Here is a 20,722-nt window from a genome sequence, read left to right as displayed (position 1 = left end):
CGCCGCTCCGTCATCCCCGCGCAGGCGGGGATCCAATTTTGCGTGCGCGACCACCGCACTGCGAAATTGGGTTCCCGCCTTCGCGGGAACGACGGTTTTAAGGCAGCGGGCCAGGGTTGACTTATTAAACAGCGTCCGACAGCGACGTAAAGTTAAAGTCGCGGATCTTCATCGACGGGATCAGCATCGAGTAATTCGCCTCGTCGCCACCGATCACGACCGGCTTGCCGATCTCCTCGATATTGTTCAGCATCGTCACCGGGCTCTCGTTGAAGCGGAAGTTCTTGATCGGATGCTTGATCTTGCCGTTCTCGATGTAGAAGGTGCCGTCGCGGGTCAAGCCGGTCAGCAGCACCGACTGCGGGTCCACCATGCGGATGTACCAGGTACGGGTGACCAGCACGCCCTTCTTGGTGCTGGCGATCAGGTCGGCGGTGGTCTTGTCGGTGCCGGCCATGATGATGTTGCCGGCGCTGCCGATCGCGCGCTGGTTCTTCTTCTGGCCCCAGAACCGCGAATAGTTGAGCGCATTGATGCGGCCATCCTTCACCAGCTGCATGCGCTCACGCGGCAGCATGCCGTTGTCCCACGGGAGCACCGGCACGTCCTTGTCCCATGGGTCGGTCCAGATGTTGACCTGCTGGTCGAACAGCTTGTCGCCCAGGCGGTTGGCGCCGCCCTGCTTCGACAGGAAGCTGCGGCCCTCGTCGGCCAGGCGCGCATTGAAGCCGCCCAGCATGGCGCTGATCAGGTCACTCGTGGCGGCCGGCTCCATCACGACGGTGTAGCGGCCCGGCTCGAGCGCCCTGGCGTCCACCGAACGCAGCGCCTTTTCGATGGCGACGTCGGCCGCTTCGCGCGGGTCAAATTTCGCGACATCGCGCGCCGAGCGCTTGACCCAGCCCGAGCCGCGGCCGTCTTCGGTGCGCACGGTGCAGGTGAAGTCGAGCGAGGTCGCGGCCTGGTGGCCGAACACGCCGTTCGAGTTGGCCACGCTCTCAAAACTGGCGCGGTCGGTGAAGAAGCCGGCGGCGACCAGGCCCTTCTTGCGGCAGGCTTCCATTGCATAGGCGGCGGCCTGGGCGCGGTATTCCGGGTCGATGTCGGCGGTACGCTGGACAAACGTGTCGGAGGTTTTGTAGCCGGTCTTGGCAAGCGCCGGCATGAATTCCGGGTTCTCCGGCGCCAGGCGCGCCAGGTCTTCGGCACGCCGTACGGCGCGCTCCAGCGACTTGTCGTCGAACTCGTTGATGGTGGCGGTGCCCTGGCGCTTGCCGAAGGCGACCTGCACCTGCAGCTGCGTGTCGTCGGCCTGGCCGGCGGTGGAGACGGCATTGCGTGCGAAGCGGATGTTGCCGATGCGGCTGCCCTCGATGCTGACGATGCACTCGTCCGCCTTCGAGAGCGACATCACGCGATCCGAAATGCGCTTGGTTTGTTCCTGGGTCAGGATGCTCATGAATGGTCCTCGCCTCAGCCGATCTTGCGTGCGGTGTTGATCACGTTGATCCCATTGAAACGGGTCGTGCTCGAACCGTGGGAAACGATGCTGATCTGCGGCGGTTGTCCTTTGCCGTCGAAGAAGGAGCCGCCCATGCGCCAGTCACGCTCGTCGCAGATCGCGCTGCAGGCATTCCAGAATTCCTGGGTGTTGGCCTGGTAGGCGACGTCCTCGAGCATCGGGCCGATCTTGCCGTCCTTGATTTCGTAGAACAGCTGGCCGCCGAACTGGAAGTTGTAGCGCTGCTGGTCGATCGAGAACGAGCCGTCGCCGACGATGTAGATGCCCTTCTTGATGTCCTTGACCATCTCGTCCGGGGTCAGCTTCTTCTTGCCGGCCGCCAGCGAGACGTTCGGCATACGCTGGAACTGCACCGAGTTCCAGCTGTCGGCGTACGAGCAGCCGTGCGATTCCTTTTCGCCGATGATGTGGGCCTGGTCGCGGGTGGCCTGGTAGTTGACCAGGATGCCGTCCTTGATGATGTCCCACTTCCTGGTCTTGACGCCTTCGTCGTCATAGCCGACGGCGCCGAGCGAGCCCGGGGTGACCTTGTCTGCATACAGATTGACCATCGGGTTGCCGTACTTGAATTTCTTGGTTTCCCATTTGTCGAGCGTGGCGAAGCTGGTGCCGGCGTAGTTGGCTTCGTAGCCGAGCACGCGGTCCAGTTCCGTCGGGTGGCCGACGTTTTCGTGGATGGTCAGCCACAGGTGTTCAGGCGAGAGCATCAGGTCGTACTTGCCCGGCGTGACCGACTTGGCGGTCAGCTTCATCTTGGCGTCGCGGCCGGCCGCCTTCGCGTCTTCGATCAGGTCATACGACCCGGTGTACAGGGTGGCGACGCCGCCGGCAGCCTTGATCTTGTGTTCGGGACGCGCATCCAGGTACTCGTAGCCCATGCCGACCGGCGCGCCGAGACCCGAGCGCGAACGGAATTTGCCGGTGGTTTTATCCACGGCAGTGGCCTGGAACGGCGCCCACAGGCGGTGGACGTCCTGCTCGATGTAAGAGCCGTCGGTGGAAGCGAAATACTTCTGCTGGTTCACTTGGAACAGCATCGAATTCATGAAGGTCGCGCCGCCGTCCATGCCGGCCTTGTTGGCGGCGATCAGCAGGTCGGCCTTTTCCTTGATCGGCACCGTGCGCCAGTCCTTCTTGATCGGCGTGGCCCACGACACCTCGCCGACGCCCTTGACTGGTGCAAGACGCACCGGTTCGGACTGCAGCTTGGCATTGGCCTTGGCGATCGCCACTGCCTGGCGCGCCGCGTTGGCGATGCCGTCGCTGCTCATGTCGGAGGTGGCGGCGAAGCCGTAGGCGCCGCCCGCGATCACGCGCACGCCGATGCCGGCCGACTCGGTGTTGGCCACGTTCTCGACGTTCAGGTCGCGGGTGGTGATGAACTGGTTCAGGTAGCGGCCGATGCGCACGTCTGCGTAGCTGGCGCCGGCTTTGGTGGCGGCGTTCAGCGCGACGTTGGCGAGCGCCTTCCTGGCGGCGGTCGGCATGCTGCTCAATAGCTCTTCAGCAGCGATCGCGCGGCTGAACGGAACCATGGTCGTGGCGAGTGCCAGGCTGCTGAAGTTTAGAAAAGTACGGCGTTCCATCGTGTCTCCTGAAATCTACCTGTTTCTGGACAGCGGTCCCGCCGGCTTCACGGTCCGCTCTTGTATGTACGGCGCTGGCAATTTTCTTTACCAGGCAATGATTGCGACGAAAAACTTGGCAACATTAGCAGTAACATGAGGATTTGAATAGGCAATTGTTGTGCCATATCAAAGCCTTCGCTAAATGCATGATTTTCGATGCCGCGCACTGTCCAGCGAGGTGTCCGCGCGGCTGTCCGCCGTGTCCGCTGCGGACAATTTCCGGACAACAACGGGACAAGCGCAGGAGTTGGATATGCATATACAGGGAACGCTTGACTGCCGGTGCGGGCTGCCGGATCATCAGCGCGGCGGCGGCGTTCCGCCCGGCCGCGCACAACAACTTCTGGAGACCCCGAACCGATGAAACGACTGATCCTGGCAGCGATGCTGGCCACCGGCCTGGCCGGCGCGGCCCACGCGGACGACGCACTGAAAGCGGCCATCGCGGGCGAACACCGCAGCGCGGCCAACAAGGCGCGCGACAGCGCCCGTCATCCCTACGAGACCCTCACCTTCTTCGGCATCAAGCCGACCATGACGGTGGTCGAGCTGACGCCTTCGGGCGGCTGGTACACCGAGATCCTCGCGCCCTACCTGCGTGACAAGGGCAAGCTGATCGGCGCGGGCGAAGAGATCGCACCGGAGAAGCGCTACGGCATGGCCTTCAAGAAGAAGCTCGACTCGAACCCGGCGCTCTACGGCAAGGTCGCGCCATCGATCTTCGAGCCGCCGACCCGCTACCAGATCGCAGCGCCGAACAGCGTCGACATGGTGCTCACCTTCCGCAACCTGCACAACTGGGTCGGCAATGGTGAAGACGCCCTGAAGACCACCTTCAAGGAAATCCACAAGGTCCTGAAACCGGGCGGCGTGCTGGGCATCGTCGACCACCGCCTGCCGGCCAAGATGACGCAGGACGCCAAGGCGTCGAGCGGCTATGTGCACGAAGCCTGGGTGATCAAGACGGTGGAGAGCGCCGGCTTCAAGCTGGCCGGCAAATCGGAAGTCAATGCCAATCCGAAGGACACCGCCGACCACGAAAAAGGCGTCTGGACCCTGCCGCCGGTGCTGGCCAACAAGGACAAGGACCGCGAGAAGTACATGGCGATCGGCGAGAGCGACCGCATGACGCTCAAGTTCGTCAAGCAGTAATCAGCCGGCAGTCCGGTTGGGGGGCCCTGGGCTCCCCAACTGTGTAAATTCGTGTGTTTCCTTCCGCGGCGAGCGTGTATATTCTGGCGGCTTGTACCCATCCAGATCGACCCGATTGAGCCACTGAAGGAATTTATGAAGATCGTCCGCCTCGCCGCCGCCGTGGCATTCGCCATGGCAGGCTTCGTCCACGCACAGGACACCACCCCGCCTCCTGCCCCGACGCCTGCGACCCCGCCCTCGCCGGCCACCGCGACCCCGTCCGCCACGACCGCACCTGCCCTGCCGTCCGTCGAGAACTCGGTCGTCAAGATCTTCGCCACCGTGCGCCGCCCGGACCCATACAAGCCGTGGGCCAAGCAGTCCCCGGTCGACGTGACCGGCTCCGGCGTCATCATCGAAGGCAGGCGCATCCTGACCAATGCCCACGTGGTCGGCTACGCCAGCCAGGTCGAGGTGCAGGCCAGCCAGTCGGGCGACAAGGTATCGGCCAGGGTCATCGCCCTGGCGCGCGGCCTGGACCTGGCGGTGCTGGAACTCGACGACGCCTCCTTCTTCGACAAGCGCCCGGCGGTGCCGCGCGCGGCGGTGCTGCCGGACGTGCGCGAAGCGGTGTTCGCTTATGGCTATCCGGTGGGCGGCAATTCGCTCTCGACCACCCGCGGCATCGTCTCGCGCGTGGAATTCGTCGGCTACGGTTCGTTCAGCTCGGGGCTGCGCATCCAGATCGACGCACCGATCAACCCGGGCAACAGCGGCGGCCCGGTGATCGCCGGCGACAAGATGATCGGCCTGGCCTTCTCGATGGCGGCCGGTGCGCAGAACATCGGCTACGTGATTCCCAACGAAGAGATCGAGCTGTTCCTGAAGGACGTGGCGGACGGCCGCTACGACGGCAAGCCGCTGCTGCACGACAGCATCCAGACGCTCGAGAACCCGGCGCTGCGCCAGTACCTCAAGCTCGACAAGTCGGTGGAAGGCGCGGTGGTGCACCGTCCGTATAAAACCGATGCGAGCTGGCCGCTGAAGGAATGGGACATCGTCACCCACATCGGCGAGCACCCGATCGACAACCAGGGCATGGTGAAACTGGGTTCGAACCTGCGCGTGCGCTTCCAGTACCGCATCCAGCAGGTGGCGAAAAACGGCAAGGTGCCGATGACCATCATTCGGGGCGGTAAAACCATGCGGGTGGACGTACCAAGCAGCGGCCCGCGCCCGCTCCTGATCCCGGACCTGAACGGTGGCTATCCGTCGTACTTCGTGTATGGCCCGGCGGTCTTCACGCGCGCGACCAACGAGTTCCTGTCCTTCCTGGTGTCGAGTGCGCCGGCGATGAATGCCTACAGCTTCAACGACAGCCCGCTGGTGACCCAGCGCGGCGATTCGCCGGACGCGGTGCGCGAAGAGCTGGTGGTGATCAGCAGCCCCTTCTTCCCGCACAAGCTGGTGAGCGGCTACAGCAACCGTTTCGGTTCGGTGGTCGATACGGTCAACGGCGTCAAGATCCGCAGCCTGGCGCACCTGGTGTCGGTGTTACGCGACCTGAAGGACGAGCATGTGGTGTTCAAGTTCGACCAGCGCTATGGCGAAACCATGATCTTGCCGCGCAAGGCGACGCTGGAGGCGACCGATGCGATCCTGTCGGATAACGGGGTGCGCACGCAGGGGTCGGAGGATATGATGAAGGTGTGGGCTGGGAAGTGAGCTAACGCTGCTCAACGAAATTGGATCCCCGCCTGCGCGGGGATGACGTGCTTAGTATGTTGGCCTTAAGACCGTCGTTCCCGCGCAGGCGGGAACCCAATCTCTTGAAACAGTCGATTACTTCGACTTTTTCACCGGCGTAAACAACAAATCCTGGAAGTCATAACTGAAGTCCGTCTCCGTCGAGACCGGCTTCATCCGCATCCGTTCGATGCTGCCGTCATGGTCCAGCGAGAAGGTCACGTAGGCGTCCGCATTGAAGTTCCGCTCCTTCCAGCGCACGATGAAGGTGTCGTGCTGGAAGTGCTCCAGTTCCCCGGTCAGGTCAGGCGTCTTCGCAAACGACAGCACCTGCTTGTTTCCCACCCGCTTGATGGTCGCCAGGCCGTACCACTGGTCCTGATAGTCGCCCTCGTAGCTGGCCAGCGTCAGCGACGGCTTCGAGCTAGCTGCGCGGGTGGCGGTTTCCTTCTTCAGGCGCGCTGCTTCCTTTTCAGTCATCTCGCGCTCGACATCAGCCACGCGGCCGATCCAGTCGGTCGGCGCCACGTTCAGGTACTGGTCCAGCAGGCGGTACTGCAGGGCCGACAGCGCGGAACCGCTTTCGGCGTTGGTGAAGATCGCGATGCCCAGCTTCGATTCCGGCACCAGCAGCACGCGCGAATAGAAGCCCTGCAGCGCGCCGCCGTGCATCGCCACCATCTTGCCCTGGTAGTCGCGCAGCTGGAAGCCCAGGCCGTAGGCATAGAAATTCGGTCTGGTGGCGGCCAGCGGAGGACGCGGCTGGCTGATCTTCATCGGCGTCTGCGGCGTCCACAGCTCGCGCGCCTGCTTCTCGGAGAACAGTCGCACGTCCTTGCCGTCCGCACCCTTGCCCACACGGCCGTTATCGAGCAGCACGTTCATCCAGCGCGCGATGTCCTCGGCGCTGGTGTTGATGCCCACCGCGCCGACCGCATTAGCGACCGGCATCGGCTTGACCGCGGCGATCTTGCCGTTGATCTTGCTGTGCGGGGACGAGACGTTGGCGAACTTCGTGCTCTCCGCCAGGCTGGTGGTGGTGGTCGCCATGCCGGCAGGCTTGAGGATCCACTCGTGCATGGTCTGGCCCCAGGTCTTGCCCGATTTGGCGGCGATGATCTTGCCGGCGACGATATAGAGCAGGTTGTCGTAGGCGTAGCTGTTACGGAAGCTCGTGGCCGGCTTGATGTAGCGGAGGTTGTGGATGATCTCGTCGGTGGTGAAGGTGGTGGTCGGCCACCACATCAGGTCACCCGCGCCCAGGCCAAGTCCGCTGCGGTGGGTCAGCAGGTCGCGCACGGTCATCTCGGCGGTGACGTAGGCGTCGTACATGCGGAAGTCCGGCAGGTGCTTGATGACCGGGTCGTCCCAATCGAGCTTGCCCTGGTCGACCAGCATGCCCAGTGCGGCGGCGGTAAAGGCCTTGGAGTTCGAAGCGATCTCGAAGATGGTCTTGCCATCTACTTTCGCCGGCTCGCCGAGCTGGCGCACGCCGAAGCCCTGGGCCACGACGACCTTGCCGTCCTTGACCACAGCAATCGCAATGCCCGGCACCTGGAAGGCTTTCATGACGCGGGTGACGTCGGCTTCGAGGTTGTAGGCGGCGGCTTGGTCAGCGACCGCTGGTGCGGCGGCGGTCTGCGCGGCGGCAGCGGCGCAGGTGGAGAAAGCGATCAGGATCGCTGCTGCAATGCGGTTCATGGAAATCACGCTGTTCAGTCCCTTATTGTTTATTCATCTGCTTGTCGACGCTGCCCTGCGTCTCCGGGTGGTAGCGCTCGCGCGCGGCCTTGTAGACGCGCTCAGCCCAGGCGCGGTCGTCGGGCTTGGCGCGCAGCGCGCCGTACAGCGGCACCACGAACTTCTGGCGGCCCACGCTCATCAGGAAGGCTTCCAGGTTCGGGCGGATGCCGCGGTAGCCGGCGTGCACCGAGGCGCGGTAGAAGCGGAAGGCCACTTCGTTGTTACCCGTTTTCGCCAGGCCGAAGGCCTTGTCCAGCGCCGCCAGTTGCGCGGCGGTGGCCTTGTTGTCGATATCGTTCAGGAACTTCATCCACTCGGCGGCGGTCCAGTTCTTGGTATCGAGCTGCGCGGTCTTGAGCTCGCCCTTGAGCCAGCGCGCGGTGGTGTCGTTCAGCCTGGCCAGGCGCGCCGAGACGGCGTGTTTGGCGCTGGCCGGAATGCCCGGACCGTACAGCCACTCGTCCAGCTCCGCATCCGTCATGATGGACGGGTTCTTGGCCAGCAGGTTCGCGCGCAGGAACTGCACGAACTGCCCGGTGGTCACGCTCTGGAAGGCGTGCTGGTCGAACCAGCTGCGGAGAAAAGGATCGAACGCGGCGCGGCCGGCACGCTGCTCCAGGGTGCGCAGGAACCAGGCGCCCTTCGGATAGGCCAGGCCTTCGTCGGTGTAATGCTCGTTCGAGGTATCCGGATCGCGCGTGAGCAGCGCCTGCTTCGCGGCCGGAATCGTCTTGAGCGACTCGATCGCTTCTTCCTGCTCGAGCTGCAGGTTCATGGTCGCCACTTCGGCGCCATACATCTTCTCGAGGATGCGGGTAGTCACGTAGGTTGTGAAACCTTCGTTAAGCCACCAGTGCTTCCACGAGGCGTTGGTCACCAGGTTGCCCGACCAGCTGTGCGCCAGCTCGTGCGCGATCAGGTCGACCAGGCTGCGGTCGCCGGCGATCATGGTCGGGGTCAGGAAGGTCAGGCGCGGGTTTTCCATGCCGCCGATCGGGAACGAAGGCGGCAGCACCAGCATGTCGTAACGCCCCCAGCGATAGGGGCCGTACAGGGATTCGGCCGCTTCCACCATCTTCTCGGTATCGGCCAATTCGTACTTGGCGGCCTTGATGCGCTGCGGCTCGGCATAGACGCCGGTGCGTCCGCCCAAGGTGCGCGCTTCGAGCTCACCGATGCCGATCGCCAGCAGGTAGGAAGGAATGGGCTGCGGCATCGTGAACTTCCATCCGCCCTTGCCCGTCGCCTTCGGGTCGTTATTCGCGCTCATCACCACGCGCATGCCTTGCGGGGCCTGGATGCGGGCAGTGTAGGTGAAGCGCACGGCCGGCGTGTCCTGGATCGGCACGAAGGAGCGCGCATTGATCGGCTGCGACTGGCTGAACATGAAGGGGTACTTGCCCGACATGGTCTGCTTCGGCGTCAGCCACTGCAGCGCGGTGGCGGTGGGCGCGGTCTTGTAGTGGATGCGGATTGTCGACGGCTGGCCTGGCAGGGCCACGTGCAGGGCCTGGCCCTTTTCGGCGTCGAGCTTGTCGAGCGTGTATTTCACCGGCTTCCATGCGCCCTTCGCATCCTGCGCCTCGATCTTCGAGATCGCCAGCTCGCGGGTGTCGAGGTCGAGCATGGTGGCGGACTTGTCGAGCCAGTCCAGGGTCAGGTCGGCATGGCCGCTGAGGGTCTTGCGCGTGAAGTCGGCCTTCAGGTCCAGGTGCAGGGCTTTAGTGCGGACCTGGTCGTATTTGGCGTAGCTGAGCGGATCGAGTGCGAACGCGTAGGCGCTCCACTGGCTGATCAGGGCGCAGGCCGCAGCGCGCAGCAGGGTGCTTGTCTTCATGGTCTCTCGCAGAGGTAGGTCAGGCAGCCCAGGCAGGGCTGAGGGGCGCGAGCAGGATAGCATTTTCGCCAAGGGGGCGAAAGCGCGGGGAGAGCTGTATTGACGGGGTTGCAGGGTGGGCGTTGGGCGTTGAATAGCCGCACGGGCCGCATTAACGTGGTTTGAACGCGTGGGCGGAAAATAGTCCAGTGGACTATTTTCCGCCCACCCTACGGTTCTCGACTATTCTTGCGTCACCCACACTGGCGCGGACCAGAGCACGTTGCCATCGTCCTGCGTCACCTTCGCATAATAGAAATGCTGGCCGGGCGTCGGGGTGAAGGTCGTGGTGGCCGTGGACGACAGCTGCGTCACCGTCCCGCCGCGCATCGGCACGCCCTCCATGAACGCCACCGCCGCGACCTTCTTGCCCGAGCTGGAGGCGAAGTTCACTTTCAGCGTGAGGGGGCCGCAGTTGGTGAAGCGTTCTCCCATCAGCTTGCCGTTCGCGGTGAAGACCAGCTGCGAGGTCTTGTCCATGGTCGCGAACACGCGCCGGGCCTTGAGGGCCGCCATGAAGCTCTCGCGGCTCAATGCGGTCCCGGTGGGCAGCAGCACGCCGGTGCGGTTGGTGTAGGACGCGCCCCAGTTGGCGCAGTGGTTATCCTGGTTGGTGCTGAAGGCGACGTGGTAGCCGGCTTCCAGCAGGCGGTTGCAGGACTGCTCGAAGTTGCTGCGCCGCGTCTCGGTCTCGGACTCGTTGGTCGAGAAGGCGGTGCTGTTCATCACCTCGCACAAGGCCATCGCCTCGTCGCCGTCCGGCGTGTACGCCAGCGGCACGCCGTTCACTACGAACTGGCCCTGCTGCGCGGGATGGTTGAACTGCCCGATCCAGCCGCGCTGGCGCATCAGCGCGTACAGCGCCGCGTAGTCGTTACGCGGACTCAAGGTGTCGGCCATCAGCTCGCCCTTGGCGTTCTTTTCCCAGCCCAGCAGCTCGTCGCTGTTGAAGATATTGATGTGGCCGCCGTGGTTGATGACGCCCCATTCCATGCCATAGAGCGCGAGGAAACCCGGCTTGGTGGCGGTGAACGCGGCGGCGCTGGCCAGGCCGGCCTGGTAGAGGGCCCTGGCGGCGGCGGGATCGGCGTCGGGCGCGGTGCCGTCCGAGCCGTCGTACATGTGGTTGTGCTCCGATACCGCCAGCACGTCCAGCCCGCGCCCGCGGGCATAGGCGAAGGCCGCTTCCGGCCCGTACTTCCCGGTGAGCGGATCCTGCGCGCCCTTGCACTCGGTAAGCGCGGCGCCGCCGTCGCTGTGGTTGCTCTGGCTGTGCAGGTTGGCCAGGTAGACGGTATAGGGCAAGGCGCCAGGTGCCGGCGCCATCGCGGCCGGATTGTCCAGGTGACGGGCACCGGACAAGGGGACGAAGCCCGGCATGCGTGGCGCGGGCGCGCTGCCGACAGCGATCTGCCATTCCTGTTCCACCAGCGCCTCATGGTCGCCGCGCAGGCCGGCGCGCAGGCGCACGCGGTACAGGCCGGCCGGTGCAGGGGCGGTGCCGATGCGGCCGTTCCAGGTGACCGATGCCGGGACGGCGGCGCTAGAGAGGCTGCGGCTGCCGCGCCAGCGCTGGGCGATGCGGCCCTGGGGATTGACCAGCTCCAGGAACCAGTCCACCGTCCGGGAGCGTTCCAGGCCGGGATGATGGAAGGACAGGCTGAAGGTCCGGCGCGCACCCGCGTCGGCCTGGAAGGGCGCGTGCAGGGTGGCTTCGAATTCCTTGTGCTCGGCAGGCGCCGCGACAGCGCTGCTGCAGCACAGGGCCAGCAGCAGCGCACGGAGGGTGGGGGTCAGGATTGTGGTTTTCATAATGCAATTTTTACAATTGCACCGAACTCCACCTTGCGCCGATCCGTCTCCTTCATTGCAAATTTATCTACACCTGTTGAGCAGTTTCAACAGGCTTGAGGACTTTCAAAAATGGACGTCGGCCCGCAGCATCGGGGTGCTCGCGCGCTGCCCCGCCCCGCCCGTGGTCGCGCGTGAATTGCCGAACTTGTTGTTCCAGAACTGGTAGCCGACACCGACCCGGATGCGCTTTTTCGGGTAGCCGAGGCGCGGCCCGATGTCATGCATCAGCGCCAGGTCAAGATTGGTCTCGGCGCTGGTGGCGCGCCCCGCCTCGTCCAGGCCCTTGGCGGCGATCCAGTTGACGAAGCCCTCGAAGGACCAGCCATCACGCACCGGGATGCCCCAGCTGGCGCCGAACATCGGGTGGGTGTCGTAGGTGTAGCGGCCACGCACGTTGGCGATCGGCGGGAAAGGGCCGCTCGGCGAATTGCTCTCGCGCAGCCACAGAATGCTGGTGTTCAGGAAGCCCGGCACGTCCCACATCAGGGTCGGGCCGGCGACCAGCATCCGCTTGCGCGAGTTGTAGCCGACATCGTCCTTGTGGTTGAGATCGAAGCCGAAGGTCAGGCCCACGCCCTTGACCTTGCCGAAGCGGATCTCGGAGCCGCGCAGCGCGCCGAAGTCGAACGTGTGGCGGTACAGCAGGTAGGCCTCGCGCGCGCCGCTGCTGCTGCCCAGCGAACGCGGGTCGGTGCTGTCGGACTTCAGCAGGTCGAGGTTGAAGTAATTGCTGCCATATTTATAGCCGCTGGCGTGGGTGAAGGCCACCACGTGCTTCTTGATGTGCCCCGGATTGAAGGGCTCGGCGAAGCGGGTGCCGTAGCGGTAGCCGATCGCATTGTCGCTCCAGTCCTGCGCACGGGCCGGCGCGCTCGAGCACAGCAGGGCGGCGCAGGCCGCGGTGGCTAGTCTCTTGCTCATGTTCTCGATCCTGGCTGGTTGTCGTGATGGCCGCCCATGGCATCGGCCGGCTTGCGTTCCACATACAGCTCGACCTGGTGCTCGCGACCGTCGTCGACGAGCTCCAGGGTGTTCCCCTCCTGCGGCTGGCCGTCGAGCACCAGCTGCTCGCCGGCGCTCGCGCGCCGCACCGTCACGAGGTAATCGGTCCTGCCGGTGCGGTAGCGCAAGCGCAAGCTGTCCCAGCCCGACGGCAGCAGCGGCGCCAGCTTGATGCGGTCGACCGCGCGGCCAAGCCCGAGCAGCGCGTCGGTCAGCAGCACCTGCGTCCAGCCGGCGCCCACGGCATCCATCATGAAGTAAGGCGTGCCGGGGTAGCGCACGGATGCATCGGCGGCCGGCCCGACCGGATTCGACGCGCGTGCCAGTTCCCAGGCGCGCGTCGCCGCGCCTTCTCCGGCCAGCGCCAGTGCCAGCCATGCCGCCGTGCGCCCATCCTGCGGCGTGGCCCCGGAGAGGGCGGCCAGTGCGGGTTTGACGCGGGCGGGGTCGGCCCCGGCGATGGCGGCCCAGGCCTGGGTGGCAGCCTCGCTCCCGCCTGCCTCGTCTGCATACGCGGCGCCATCCCAGCCATGTTCTTCGGCCTGCGCCTTCAAGGCCAGCGCGGCGCCGCGGCAGGTGGTGGCGAAGCCGAAATCGGCGCGGCGGTCGGCCACCTCGGCGAAACGCTGCAGCACGGTGGCAAGCAGGAAGGCCAGCCGCGAGCTCTCTCGCCGCTCGGCGTGGTCGGGGTCGTCCTCGTGCATGCGGGCGTCTTGCAGCGGCAAGCCGCGGGCGCCGAAGCGCAGGCAGCCGCGCAGGCCATGCACGCAATACTGGTACAGATCGTCGCGCGCCAGCCGCGTGCCGCTCGAGGGGTCGCCCCCGGCCGGCTCGCGCAGCACGCCATAGTCGCCGGTCATGCCGACATAACGGTGCAGCGCAAGGGGCAGCCACAGGAAGTCCTCAACCATTGCAAGGGCAGCGCCGATGTCCTCGCGCGCCGCTCGCAGCAGCGCCTCGCGCAGCGTCGCCGGACTGCCGTGCACCGCTGCCATGGCGCCCTGCAGCTGCTGGGCAGGCGTGCCGCCCATGGCGCGGGCCAGCGCCCCATACGTCAGCCAGCCGTTGGCGAACAGGTCGAAGGCGGGGTCGGGCGTCTCGACGCGCACGCTGCCGAGCAGCTCGTCCCAGAACCCGTTCAGCTGGCGCAGCGCCAGCGCCGCCCCCTTGGCACCGCCATGCTGCTGCACGACCCGGCTGGCCGCCAGGCTGTCGGGACTTGCCACCCCAAGCAGGAAGACCAGTTCGGTTTCCGCCCCGGGCTGCAGCTCGACCATCACTTGCAATGCGGCGCAGGGATCGAGCGCGGCGCCGAGCGTACCGGCCAGCCCGCTGCGTTCAAGCGCCGCCGGGTGTGCCAGGCTGCGGTGGCGCCCGACGAATTCGCGCCGGTCGGCGGTATAGGCCACCTGCCCTGCCTCGACATGGAAAAAGCCGACCCGGTCGCCAAAGCCCTCACCGAAAGCGTTGCGGGCGAACAGGGCGCCGCTGGCGACGTCGATCCCGGTTACGACCTGCAGGCCGGGCGCAAGCGCGGCATCGTCCATCTGCCATTGCACGTAGCCGGTCACCGACAGGCGGCGCGGCGCGCTGGAGAGGTTGCGCAGCGTGAGCACTGAATACTTGAGCGCTTCCCCGGCCGCCACGAAACAGCGCAGCCTGGACTCGATGCCGCGGGACTGGTGTTCGAACAGCGTGTAGCCGAAGCCGTGGCGCGTGAGATAAGGCTCGCTGGAGGGCATCGGCCACGGCGCCGGCGACCATGCCGCGCCGCTGTCCTCGTCGCGCAGGTAGAAGGCTTCGCCGCCAATCGCCGTCAGGCGCAAGCTGCGGCGGCCGCACCAGGTGCTGGCCATGCCGTCGGCTGCGATCTCCGAGCCGAAACCGGCATTGGACAGCGGGTTGTCCCATGGCGCCGGCAAGGCTTGGTTGCCGCGGATGAGGTATTCGCGACCGTCCTGTGAAAAGCCACCGACGCCATTGTCGTATTGGAGCGGATCGTCGAAGGCAGGCGCAGTCTCCGCCGTCCACTGCGTGGCTGGCTCGCGCGCCGCGAACGGCGCCGGCAGGGCCGGCATCGCAGGCGCCGCGTGGCGCAGCTGGTCGGCCAGCGTACCGCGCTCGCCCAGCAGCAGCACCTGCGCGGCCGAGCGCAGGAGAATGCGGTCTTCCTGCGGCACGTCCTCGAGCAGGTGGACATGGATGCCCTCCTGCCCGCCGGGCGCCAGGCCGGCCACCTCGTCGCGCATGGCGCGGCTGTCACACAAGACCAGCACGTCGGCAGCCAGGCCGCGCGCGTCCCAGTAGGCATGCGCCAGCAGGGTCTCGCGCACCAGGCTGCTCTCCTGGCCGGGCTGCAGCACCAGCAGCGGACGGCCGGCGCCGACGCCGTAGGGCAGCAAGGCGGCGCGGCTGCGCACGTTGCGTTCGATGACGCCGGCATCGGCGCGCAGGCCGGACACCGGATCGAGCAGGCAGCCGGCCAAGCGGTTGTAGAGCTGGGACTGGGTTTCACCCAAGCCAGCGCGGCGCAGGAAGGCCTGGCCGTGGGTCCACGCCGCATCGACCGCCCCCGCCACTATCTGCGTGTCAAGGTGGCGCAGCGCCAACTCGCGCGCGGCGGCCGGCGTGGCGGCCGCACCCAGCACCAGGTCGACGGTCACCTCTTGTCCGGGCGCCAGCGTGAGCGTGCGGCGGATGGCCAGGGCCGGCCCAGGGGGCGCTGCATCCAGCGGCGGCAGCTCTGCGAGCGGGTCGAGGCAGCTGCTGCTGTAGGCCGGCGCGCTGGCCGGTCCGCGTACCGCCATCATGTGCAGCACGGCGGGCGCGCCCAGGCCGAAGGAGCACAGCAGCGCCTGCGACGCCTCGTCGATCCGCACCGGCTGGGCCGGATGATCCTGCGCCGCACCCGGAGATACTCCCGGGAGCGCCAGCTCGACATGGCTAGTCACTTCGAGCGTGCGCGGCGCGGAGAGCGTATTGCGGATGCGGATGCGGCGCAGTTCGACGTTGTCGCTCGGGGCCACCACCACGTCGCTCAGGATGGCCAGCCCGCGTTCTTCGCGGCGGAAGGCTGCGCGCCCCTCGGCAAAGACGGCTTCATAGCGTTCCGGCGCGCCGGCCACCGGCGCCAGCGTGGCCGACCAGGTGTCGCCCGAGGCGGTATCGCGCAGCACGCAGGCCAGGCCGCCGCGGCCGCCCAGCGGGTCGGGCTGCCAGCGAGTGAGGGGCACGCCGCCCCAGGTGCTGTAGCCGGCCCCGTCGCCCGTTATCATCACGTGGTAACGGCCATTGGACAGCAATTGCAGCTCCGGCATGGCGCTGCTGTCGATGACGCGGCCGCTGGATGGAAGGGCCTGGCGCGCCACGCCGTCGCAGGGTGCGGCACGCGATGCGCCGCAAGCCGGCACCGGCTCCTGCAGCAGCGGCAGGGCCGCGCGCAGTTCGGGATCGGCCGCGAAGCGGCGCTGCATCGGCGCGTCCTGCAGCAATTGCAGCAGCGCGAGCAGGCCCATGCCCTGGTGGCGCGCGGACACCGTGCGCACGACATGGCGCTGTTCGCCGTGCGGCAGGCGGCCCGGCGTGTGGTCGACCGCATCGACGAAGCCGTAGTCGCCCGTCATCCCCTCTTGCGCCATGCGTTCGAGGTTGGCCAGTGCCACGCCATGCGCCACCGGCAGCGCCAGCATGGCCGCATACGGCGCGGCGACGGGTTCGGCCCCGGCGCCGCGCTGCAAGGCCGCCGCCGGCACGCCGAAGCGGCGAAACTGGAAGCGCAATCCAGCATCGACCGCGTTGCAGGCCGATTCCGAAAATCCCCAGACCATGCCGAGATCGCGGCCGTGCGCCACCTGTGCGCGGACGGCGGCGCGGCCGGCGTGGTCGAGCAGCGACTCGCGCCAGGACGGCATCAAGAGGGACGGCGCGAGGGTGTCCGACAAGCTTCCCGAGCGCGACAGCAGCAACTGCTCGGCGCCGCTCACTTGCATCGGCCGCCCCAGGCTCCACCAGTGCTGCTGCGGCAGCTGGCCCTGGGCCACCGCAACGAAACTGGCCATGCAGGCTTCGGAGGCCAGCAGGTCGCAGCTGTCGGCGTCCAGCCTGTTTTCGCGGATGTGGCAACCCGCCGACAGCAAACCCGTGTCATGGTCGAGCAGCGCCGCGAAATCCATCGCGCCGAGCGTACGCGCCTGCGCGGTCAGGCGCGCGGCCTGCGCCAGCAGCGCCGCTGCCCGGTCGCGGCCTTCGCGCACCAGGCGCGAAAGGCCCGCCTGGGAGGCCGCCGCCGGATCGATGGCGGCCAGTTCGCGCAGGGTCGGGATGCGCGTCAGGCTGGCATCGAACACGTATTCCTGCGCCGCCCGCATCCATGGCGCCAGCGTGAGCAGGTCGTCCTGCACCGCGTGGCATTGGGCCGCCAGGCGCGCAGACCAGCCGCGCAGGCTTTCGTTGTCGGACTGGTGCAGCGCGGCATCGAGCGCATCGGCCGCGTCGACGGTGTGGCGCAGGCATTCGCACAGGCCGGGCAAGGTGTCGGCTGCGCGGCAGCGTTTCGGGTCGAGCGCGGCCCAGACGGCGGCCAGCTTCTGGCTTACGTTGGGGGCCTGCCCCACCGCCAGCTCGTCCACCACGTGCAGCGCGGCGCGGATCCCGTCCAGCGCCTGCGGCCCGCACACCGGTGCATCGGGCAATTCATCCAGTCCCACGGCCAGCGTGCGTAAGGCCAGCGCCAGCCAGCCACTGTTCGCCGTCGACACGAAGGCCGGCTCGCAGGGCGCGAGGGTGGCGTTGTCGTAAGCAGCCAGGTAGTGGCCCTTCCAGCGTTCCAGCAAGGCCATCGACGCCAGCGAGCCGTCAAGCCGTTCGAGCAGCGCGCCCAGCGGCAGGTAACCGAAATCGCGCGCCGCCAGCGTGGACAAGAGACCGAAAGCGATGCCGTCCGGGCTGCTGCGTCCGTCCGCCAGCGGATGTGGGTGCTCCTGCACGCTTTCCGGCGGCAGCCAGTTGTTGGCGGGGCCGGCGTGGTCTTCGAAGAAGCTCCAGCTGCGGCGCGCCAGCCGCTGAACGAAGGTGTACCGTGCGGCCGGCAGGCGCGGCGGGCGCTGGCGCGCCAAGAGGCTGGTCCACCAGGCCAGTGCGGGCGCCAGGAACCACACCAGCAGCACCGGGGCGGCGGTGAACAGCGAATACGGATTGGCAAAGGTCAGCAGCAGCGCAACGGCCACCGCCAGCACCGGGGAAATCCACATTGTGATCCAGTTGTTGGCGATGTCGCGGGCGGGCCGCGACATCGCCGGCAGGCGCCACTCGAGCTGGTGCCGGCGCGAGACGTGGCGGCGCCAGACCGCGCGCGCAATGGCATCGAGCTGGCACCACGCCGCATGCGGCAGGAAGCTGGCCGCCAGCGCCCCGCGCACCAGCGCCACGCGGGCGCCGCGCGCCCAGGCGTCGAGGTGCTGGCGCCAGGGCGCGTCGTGTGGCCGGTCGGCCAGCGCCACCAGGCTGCCGGCCAGCGCGGGCAGGAAGAACACCGACAGCACGGCGCCGATCCAGAACGCGGGTGCGGCCAGCGTAGTCCAGCACAGCAGCAGCAACAACACCATCGCCGGGGCCACCAGGCTGTCGCGCAGCGTATCGAACAGCTGCCAGCGGTAGGCAGCGGTCATCGGATTGGCTTCGCGCTGCCCGTCCGCCTTGGGAACGATGCGGCGCACCCAGCCCGCCGACTGCCAGGCCGCGCGCACCGTGCGGTGGCGGCGCACCGCGTGCTCGCCGTAGTTGTCGGGGAAGGCTTCTTCCAGCCGCACGTCGCAGTCGAGGGCCGCATGCAGGCAGCCTTCGTCGACCGCTCCCGGCTTGAGCAGGGCATCGTCGGGCAGGCGCCCGCGCAGCACGCGCTCGTAGGTGTCGACGTCATAGATGGCAGCCCAGCCGAACATGCCCTGGGTGTCGCATTCGTGCCCGCCCAGCGCCGCGGCCCAGGTACCGCGCCCGCCGGTCCACAGGCGCTGGTAGCGGCAGGCCTGCCTGCCCGGCAGGGCGCCGCCAATGGCCGGGCGCAGCATCCCGTGGCCCTTGAGGATGCGGCTGCCCTCAAGCGCCAACGCCGGCTGGTTGAGCGGGTGGGCCATGGCGCCGACCAGCGCCCTGCCCGCATCGCGCGGCAGGTCGATGGCAGCATCGAGGGTGATCACATAGCGCACTTCGGCCAGCCCCGCGGTGTTGCCGGCGCTGCAGGCAAAGCGCTCGCGTCCCGTGCCCGCCAGATAGGCATTCAGGTCGGCCAGCTGGCCGCGGCGGCGCGCCCGGCCGATCCAGGCCTGCTCGCCGCTGTTCCACGTGCGCGGACGCTGCAGCAGCAGGAAAGGTTCGATTCGCTGCGTGCGCGTGGCGGGCTGGCCGTCTTCGTCCTGCGTGGTAAAGGTGTGGCGCTGCGCATGCTTGCGGTTGAGGGCCTCGATCGCTTCGCTGGCGCGCGCCACCAGCCCCGCATCGCCGGGCATCTTTTCGGCGTCGGCGTCGTGCAGGTCGGCCAGCAGGCAGAAACGCAGGCGCGGGTCGCGGTTCGCGAGATAGCGCACTTCGAGGTCGCGGCACAACGCGTCGACCTGCGTGCTGGTTCTCAGGCGCGCGGAGACCGCGACCAGCGCCTGGGCATCGAGCGGAATGCCGGTGCTGAAATCCATGCGCGGCGTGGCGGGAGGCCGCGCCAGCCAGAGGGCCATCATGTCGACCAGCGCATCGGCCAGCTGGCTGGCTCCCACCAGGGCGAGCAGCCCAACGGCGGCCTGCAGCACCATTCCTGCGCCGCCCTGGCGCGCGCATACCGCGGCAGCTACCGCAAACAGCAGCGTCAGCACGCAGGTGGCGCCGGTGCGCAGCGACAGCGGCAGATGCCGCGCGCGCCGGCGCAAGCCAGCGGCCAGGCCGGGACGCGGTTGAAGGCGGGCCTCCAGTGCAGCCGCGCCCGGGCCGCACAGGTAGTAACCGATGTGGCGGTGGCGCGCATCCAGGCCGCCCTCCGCCGGCGCACGGTGCACGCCGGCCAGCGCCAGCGCTTCGGATGCGACGTCGGATTCCAGCCGCCCGGTGGAGCGCGCCAGGTCTTCGATGCTGCGCCGGTACAGGTCGCGCGTCGGGCCATCCATGCGCGGGTAGCTGCCATCCGGGTCTGCACGCAGCGTGCTTTCCACGGCGCCGAGGTTTTCCTGCAGCGCGCGCCAGTCGATCCCGCCGAGCAGGCGCAGGCTGGCCAGGCAGTGGGCGGCCTGGATGCCATCGGCGGCCATCGCGCTACGTTCGTCCTGTACCTGTTGCGCGATGCTGGAACCGTCGTCCGCCAGGCGGGCATCGATCCAGGCCAGCGCCTGCGCCAGCACCCCGCCTTGCCCCTGCAGCCGGCGTGCGAGTTCCGCCACAAAACTGCTGCCCATCGGCTGCACGGCGCGCGCCATGTCAGCCACCAGCAGGATCAGGTCACCCGAGCGCTGTGCGGCGGTGTCAACCATGCGCGTGGCCCAGCCCTCGGCCAGAACGCGCTCGCGGCAGGCTAGATCGCTGCGCACGGCGATGTCGCGCAGGCTGCCCAGCAGCGCCAGGCGCAAGGCGGCAGGCAGCAGGCGCAGCTCGGCCAGCAGCAGGGGGGCTTGTTCCTGGTAGGCGGCGAGAAAGCGCATCAGGGCCTCACGCTCGATGCGACCGGCGCCCCGCGCCACGGCTTCCTGCGCCAGGACCTGCAGGCGGGCACCGGCAGGCTGCTCCAGGCAAGGCAGCACGCCATCGTCGTGCAATAGCTGGCCGCGCGCCTGCCGCAGCTGGGCGTCGATCAGGGGAGTATGGTCGAGGATGGCATTGGCGGCGGCAGGCAGTTCGCTGCCGGCCTGGCGCGCACGGTCGAGCGCCTCGCAGGCGGCGTCCAAGGCCTCGCTTTGCCCGGCCAGCAGGGCGCGCAGGCCGGGCGCGCCATCGCCGCCGGCCAGCCGGTGGCGGGACGCGAGCGCGCGCCCATGCACAGCCAGCTGCGCGGCAGGCATCGGCACATCGTCGTCGGCGCGCACGGAACCAGCTTGCTGCGCGGACGCGAATTCGGCCATCGGGTTCTTCTCCAGGTTCAACAGGGTCCTCGGCAATGAGGCGTGCGCTGTCGACTGCTGGCGCGCCGGGCGCCCGGGGCGGTTCAGTGGAGCGATACAGCAGACCAACATGGCGGGGCGCGCA

9 protein-coding genes are annotated in these 20,722 nt (G+C 67.5%); 2 read left to right on the top strand and 7 right to left on the bottom strand.

Going from position 1 to position 20,722, the window contains the following annotated elements; all coding sequences use genetic code 11:
• Positions 1 to 124: 124 nt before the first annotated feature.
• The gene (locus AC56K1_RS14275) at positions 125 to 1,459 is read right to left on the bottom strand and encodes a TldD/PmbA family protein (protein WP_497158489.1); all 1,335 of its coding nucleotides are present in this window, start codon (positions 1,457 to 1,459) and stop codon (positions 125 to 127) included.
• Positions 1,460 to 1,473: 14 nt separating this feature from the next.
• Positions 1,474 to 3,108 (bottom strand): TldD/PmbA family protein, encoded by a 1,635-nt coding sequence (locus tag AC56K1_RS14270; protein WP_497158488.1) that lies wholly within the window; start codon positions 3,106 to 3,108, stop codon positions 1,474 to 1,476.
• A gap of 402 nt (positions 3,109 to 3,510) precedes the next feature.
• On the opposite strand from AC56K1_RS14270, the gene AC56K1_RS14265 reads away from it, so the two are divergent.
• Together AC56K1_RS14265 and AC56K1_RS14260 are read left to right on the top strand one after the other, a co-directional pair.
• Positions 3,511 to 4,302 carry a class I SAM-dependent methyltransferase gene (locus tag AC56K1_RS14265; protein WP_497158487.1) on the top strand — a complete coding sequence of 264 codons (792 nt, stop codon included), beginning with the start codon at positions 3,511 to 3,513 and terminating at the stop codon, positions 4,300 to 4,302.
• A 135-nt stretch (positions 4,303 to 4,437) separates the two neighbouring features.
• Positions 4,438 to 6,009, top strand: coding sequence for a S1C family serine protease (locus AC56K1_RS14260; RefSeq protein WP_497158486.1), 1,572 nt, complete (start codon positions 4,438 to 4,440; stop codon positions 6,007 to 6,009).
• A 117-nt stretch (positions 6,010 to 6,126) separates the two neighbouring features.
• On the opposite strand, the gene AC56K1_RS14255 is transcribed toward AC56K1_RS14260, so the two are convergent.
• The 5 genes from AC56K1_RS14255 to AC56K1_RS14235 form a co-directional block, all read right to left on the bottom strand.
• Positions 6,127 to 7,731: a serine hydrolase gene (locus AC56K1_RS14255; RefSeq protein WP_497158485.1), complete on the bottom strand. Its 1,605-nt coding sequence runs from the start codon at positions 7,729 to 7,731 to the stop codon at positions 6,127 to 6,129.
• A gap of 22 nt (positions 7,732 to 7,753) precedes the next feature.
• A complete protein-coding gene (locus AC56K1_RS14250) occupies positions 7,754 to 9,610 on the bottom strand; it encodes a M1 family metallopeptidase (protein WP_497158484.1) in 1,857 nt (618 codons plus the stop codon).
• A gap of 222 nt (positions 9,611 to 9,832) precedes the next feature.
• Complete coding sequence (locus AC56K1_RS14245) at positions 9,833 to 11,461, bottom strand: CehA/McbA family metallohydrolase (protein ID WP_497158483.1); 1,629 nt, start codon at positions 11,459 to 11,461, stop codon at positions 9,833 to 9,835.
• A 105-nt stretch (positions 11,462 to 11,566) separates the two neighbouring features.
• Positions 11,567 to 12,424: an outer envelope protein gene (locus AC56K1_RS14240; protein WP_497158482.1), complete on the bottom strand. Its 858-nt coding sequence runs from the start codon at positions 12,422 to 12,424 to the stop codon at positions 11,567 to 11,569.
• Positions 12,421 to 20,619, bottom strand: a complete 8,199-nt coding sequence (locus AC56K1_RS14235; RefSeq protein WP_497158481.1) for a GH36-type glycosyl hydrolase domain-containing protein — start codon at positions 20,617 to 20,619, stop codon at positions 12,421 to 12,423. The genes AC56K1_RS14240 and AC56K1_RS14235 overlap by 4 nt, the downstream gene beginning before the upstream one ends.
• Positions 20,620 to 20,722 lie beyond the last annotated feature (103 nt).

It is taken from the genome of Telluria sp. ZB4P37, from assembly GCF_059685855.1.
Note: the sequence above shows the minus strand (reverse complement) of the source record. Positions and strands in the feature narration are given on the sequence as shown.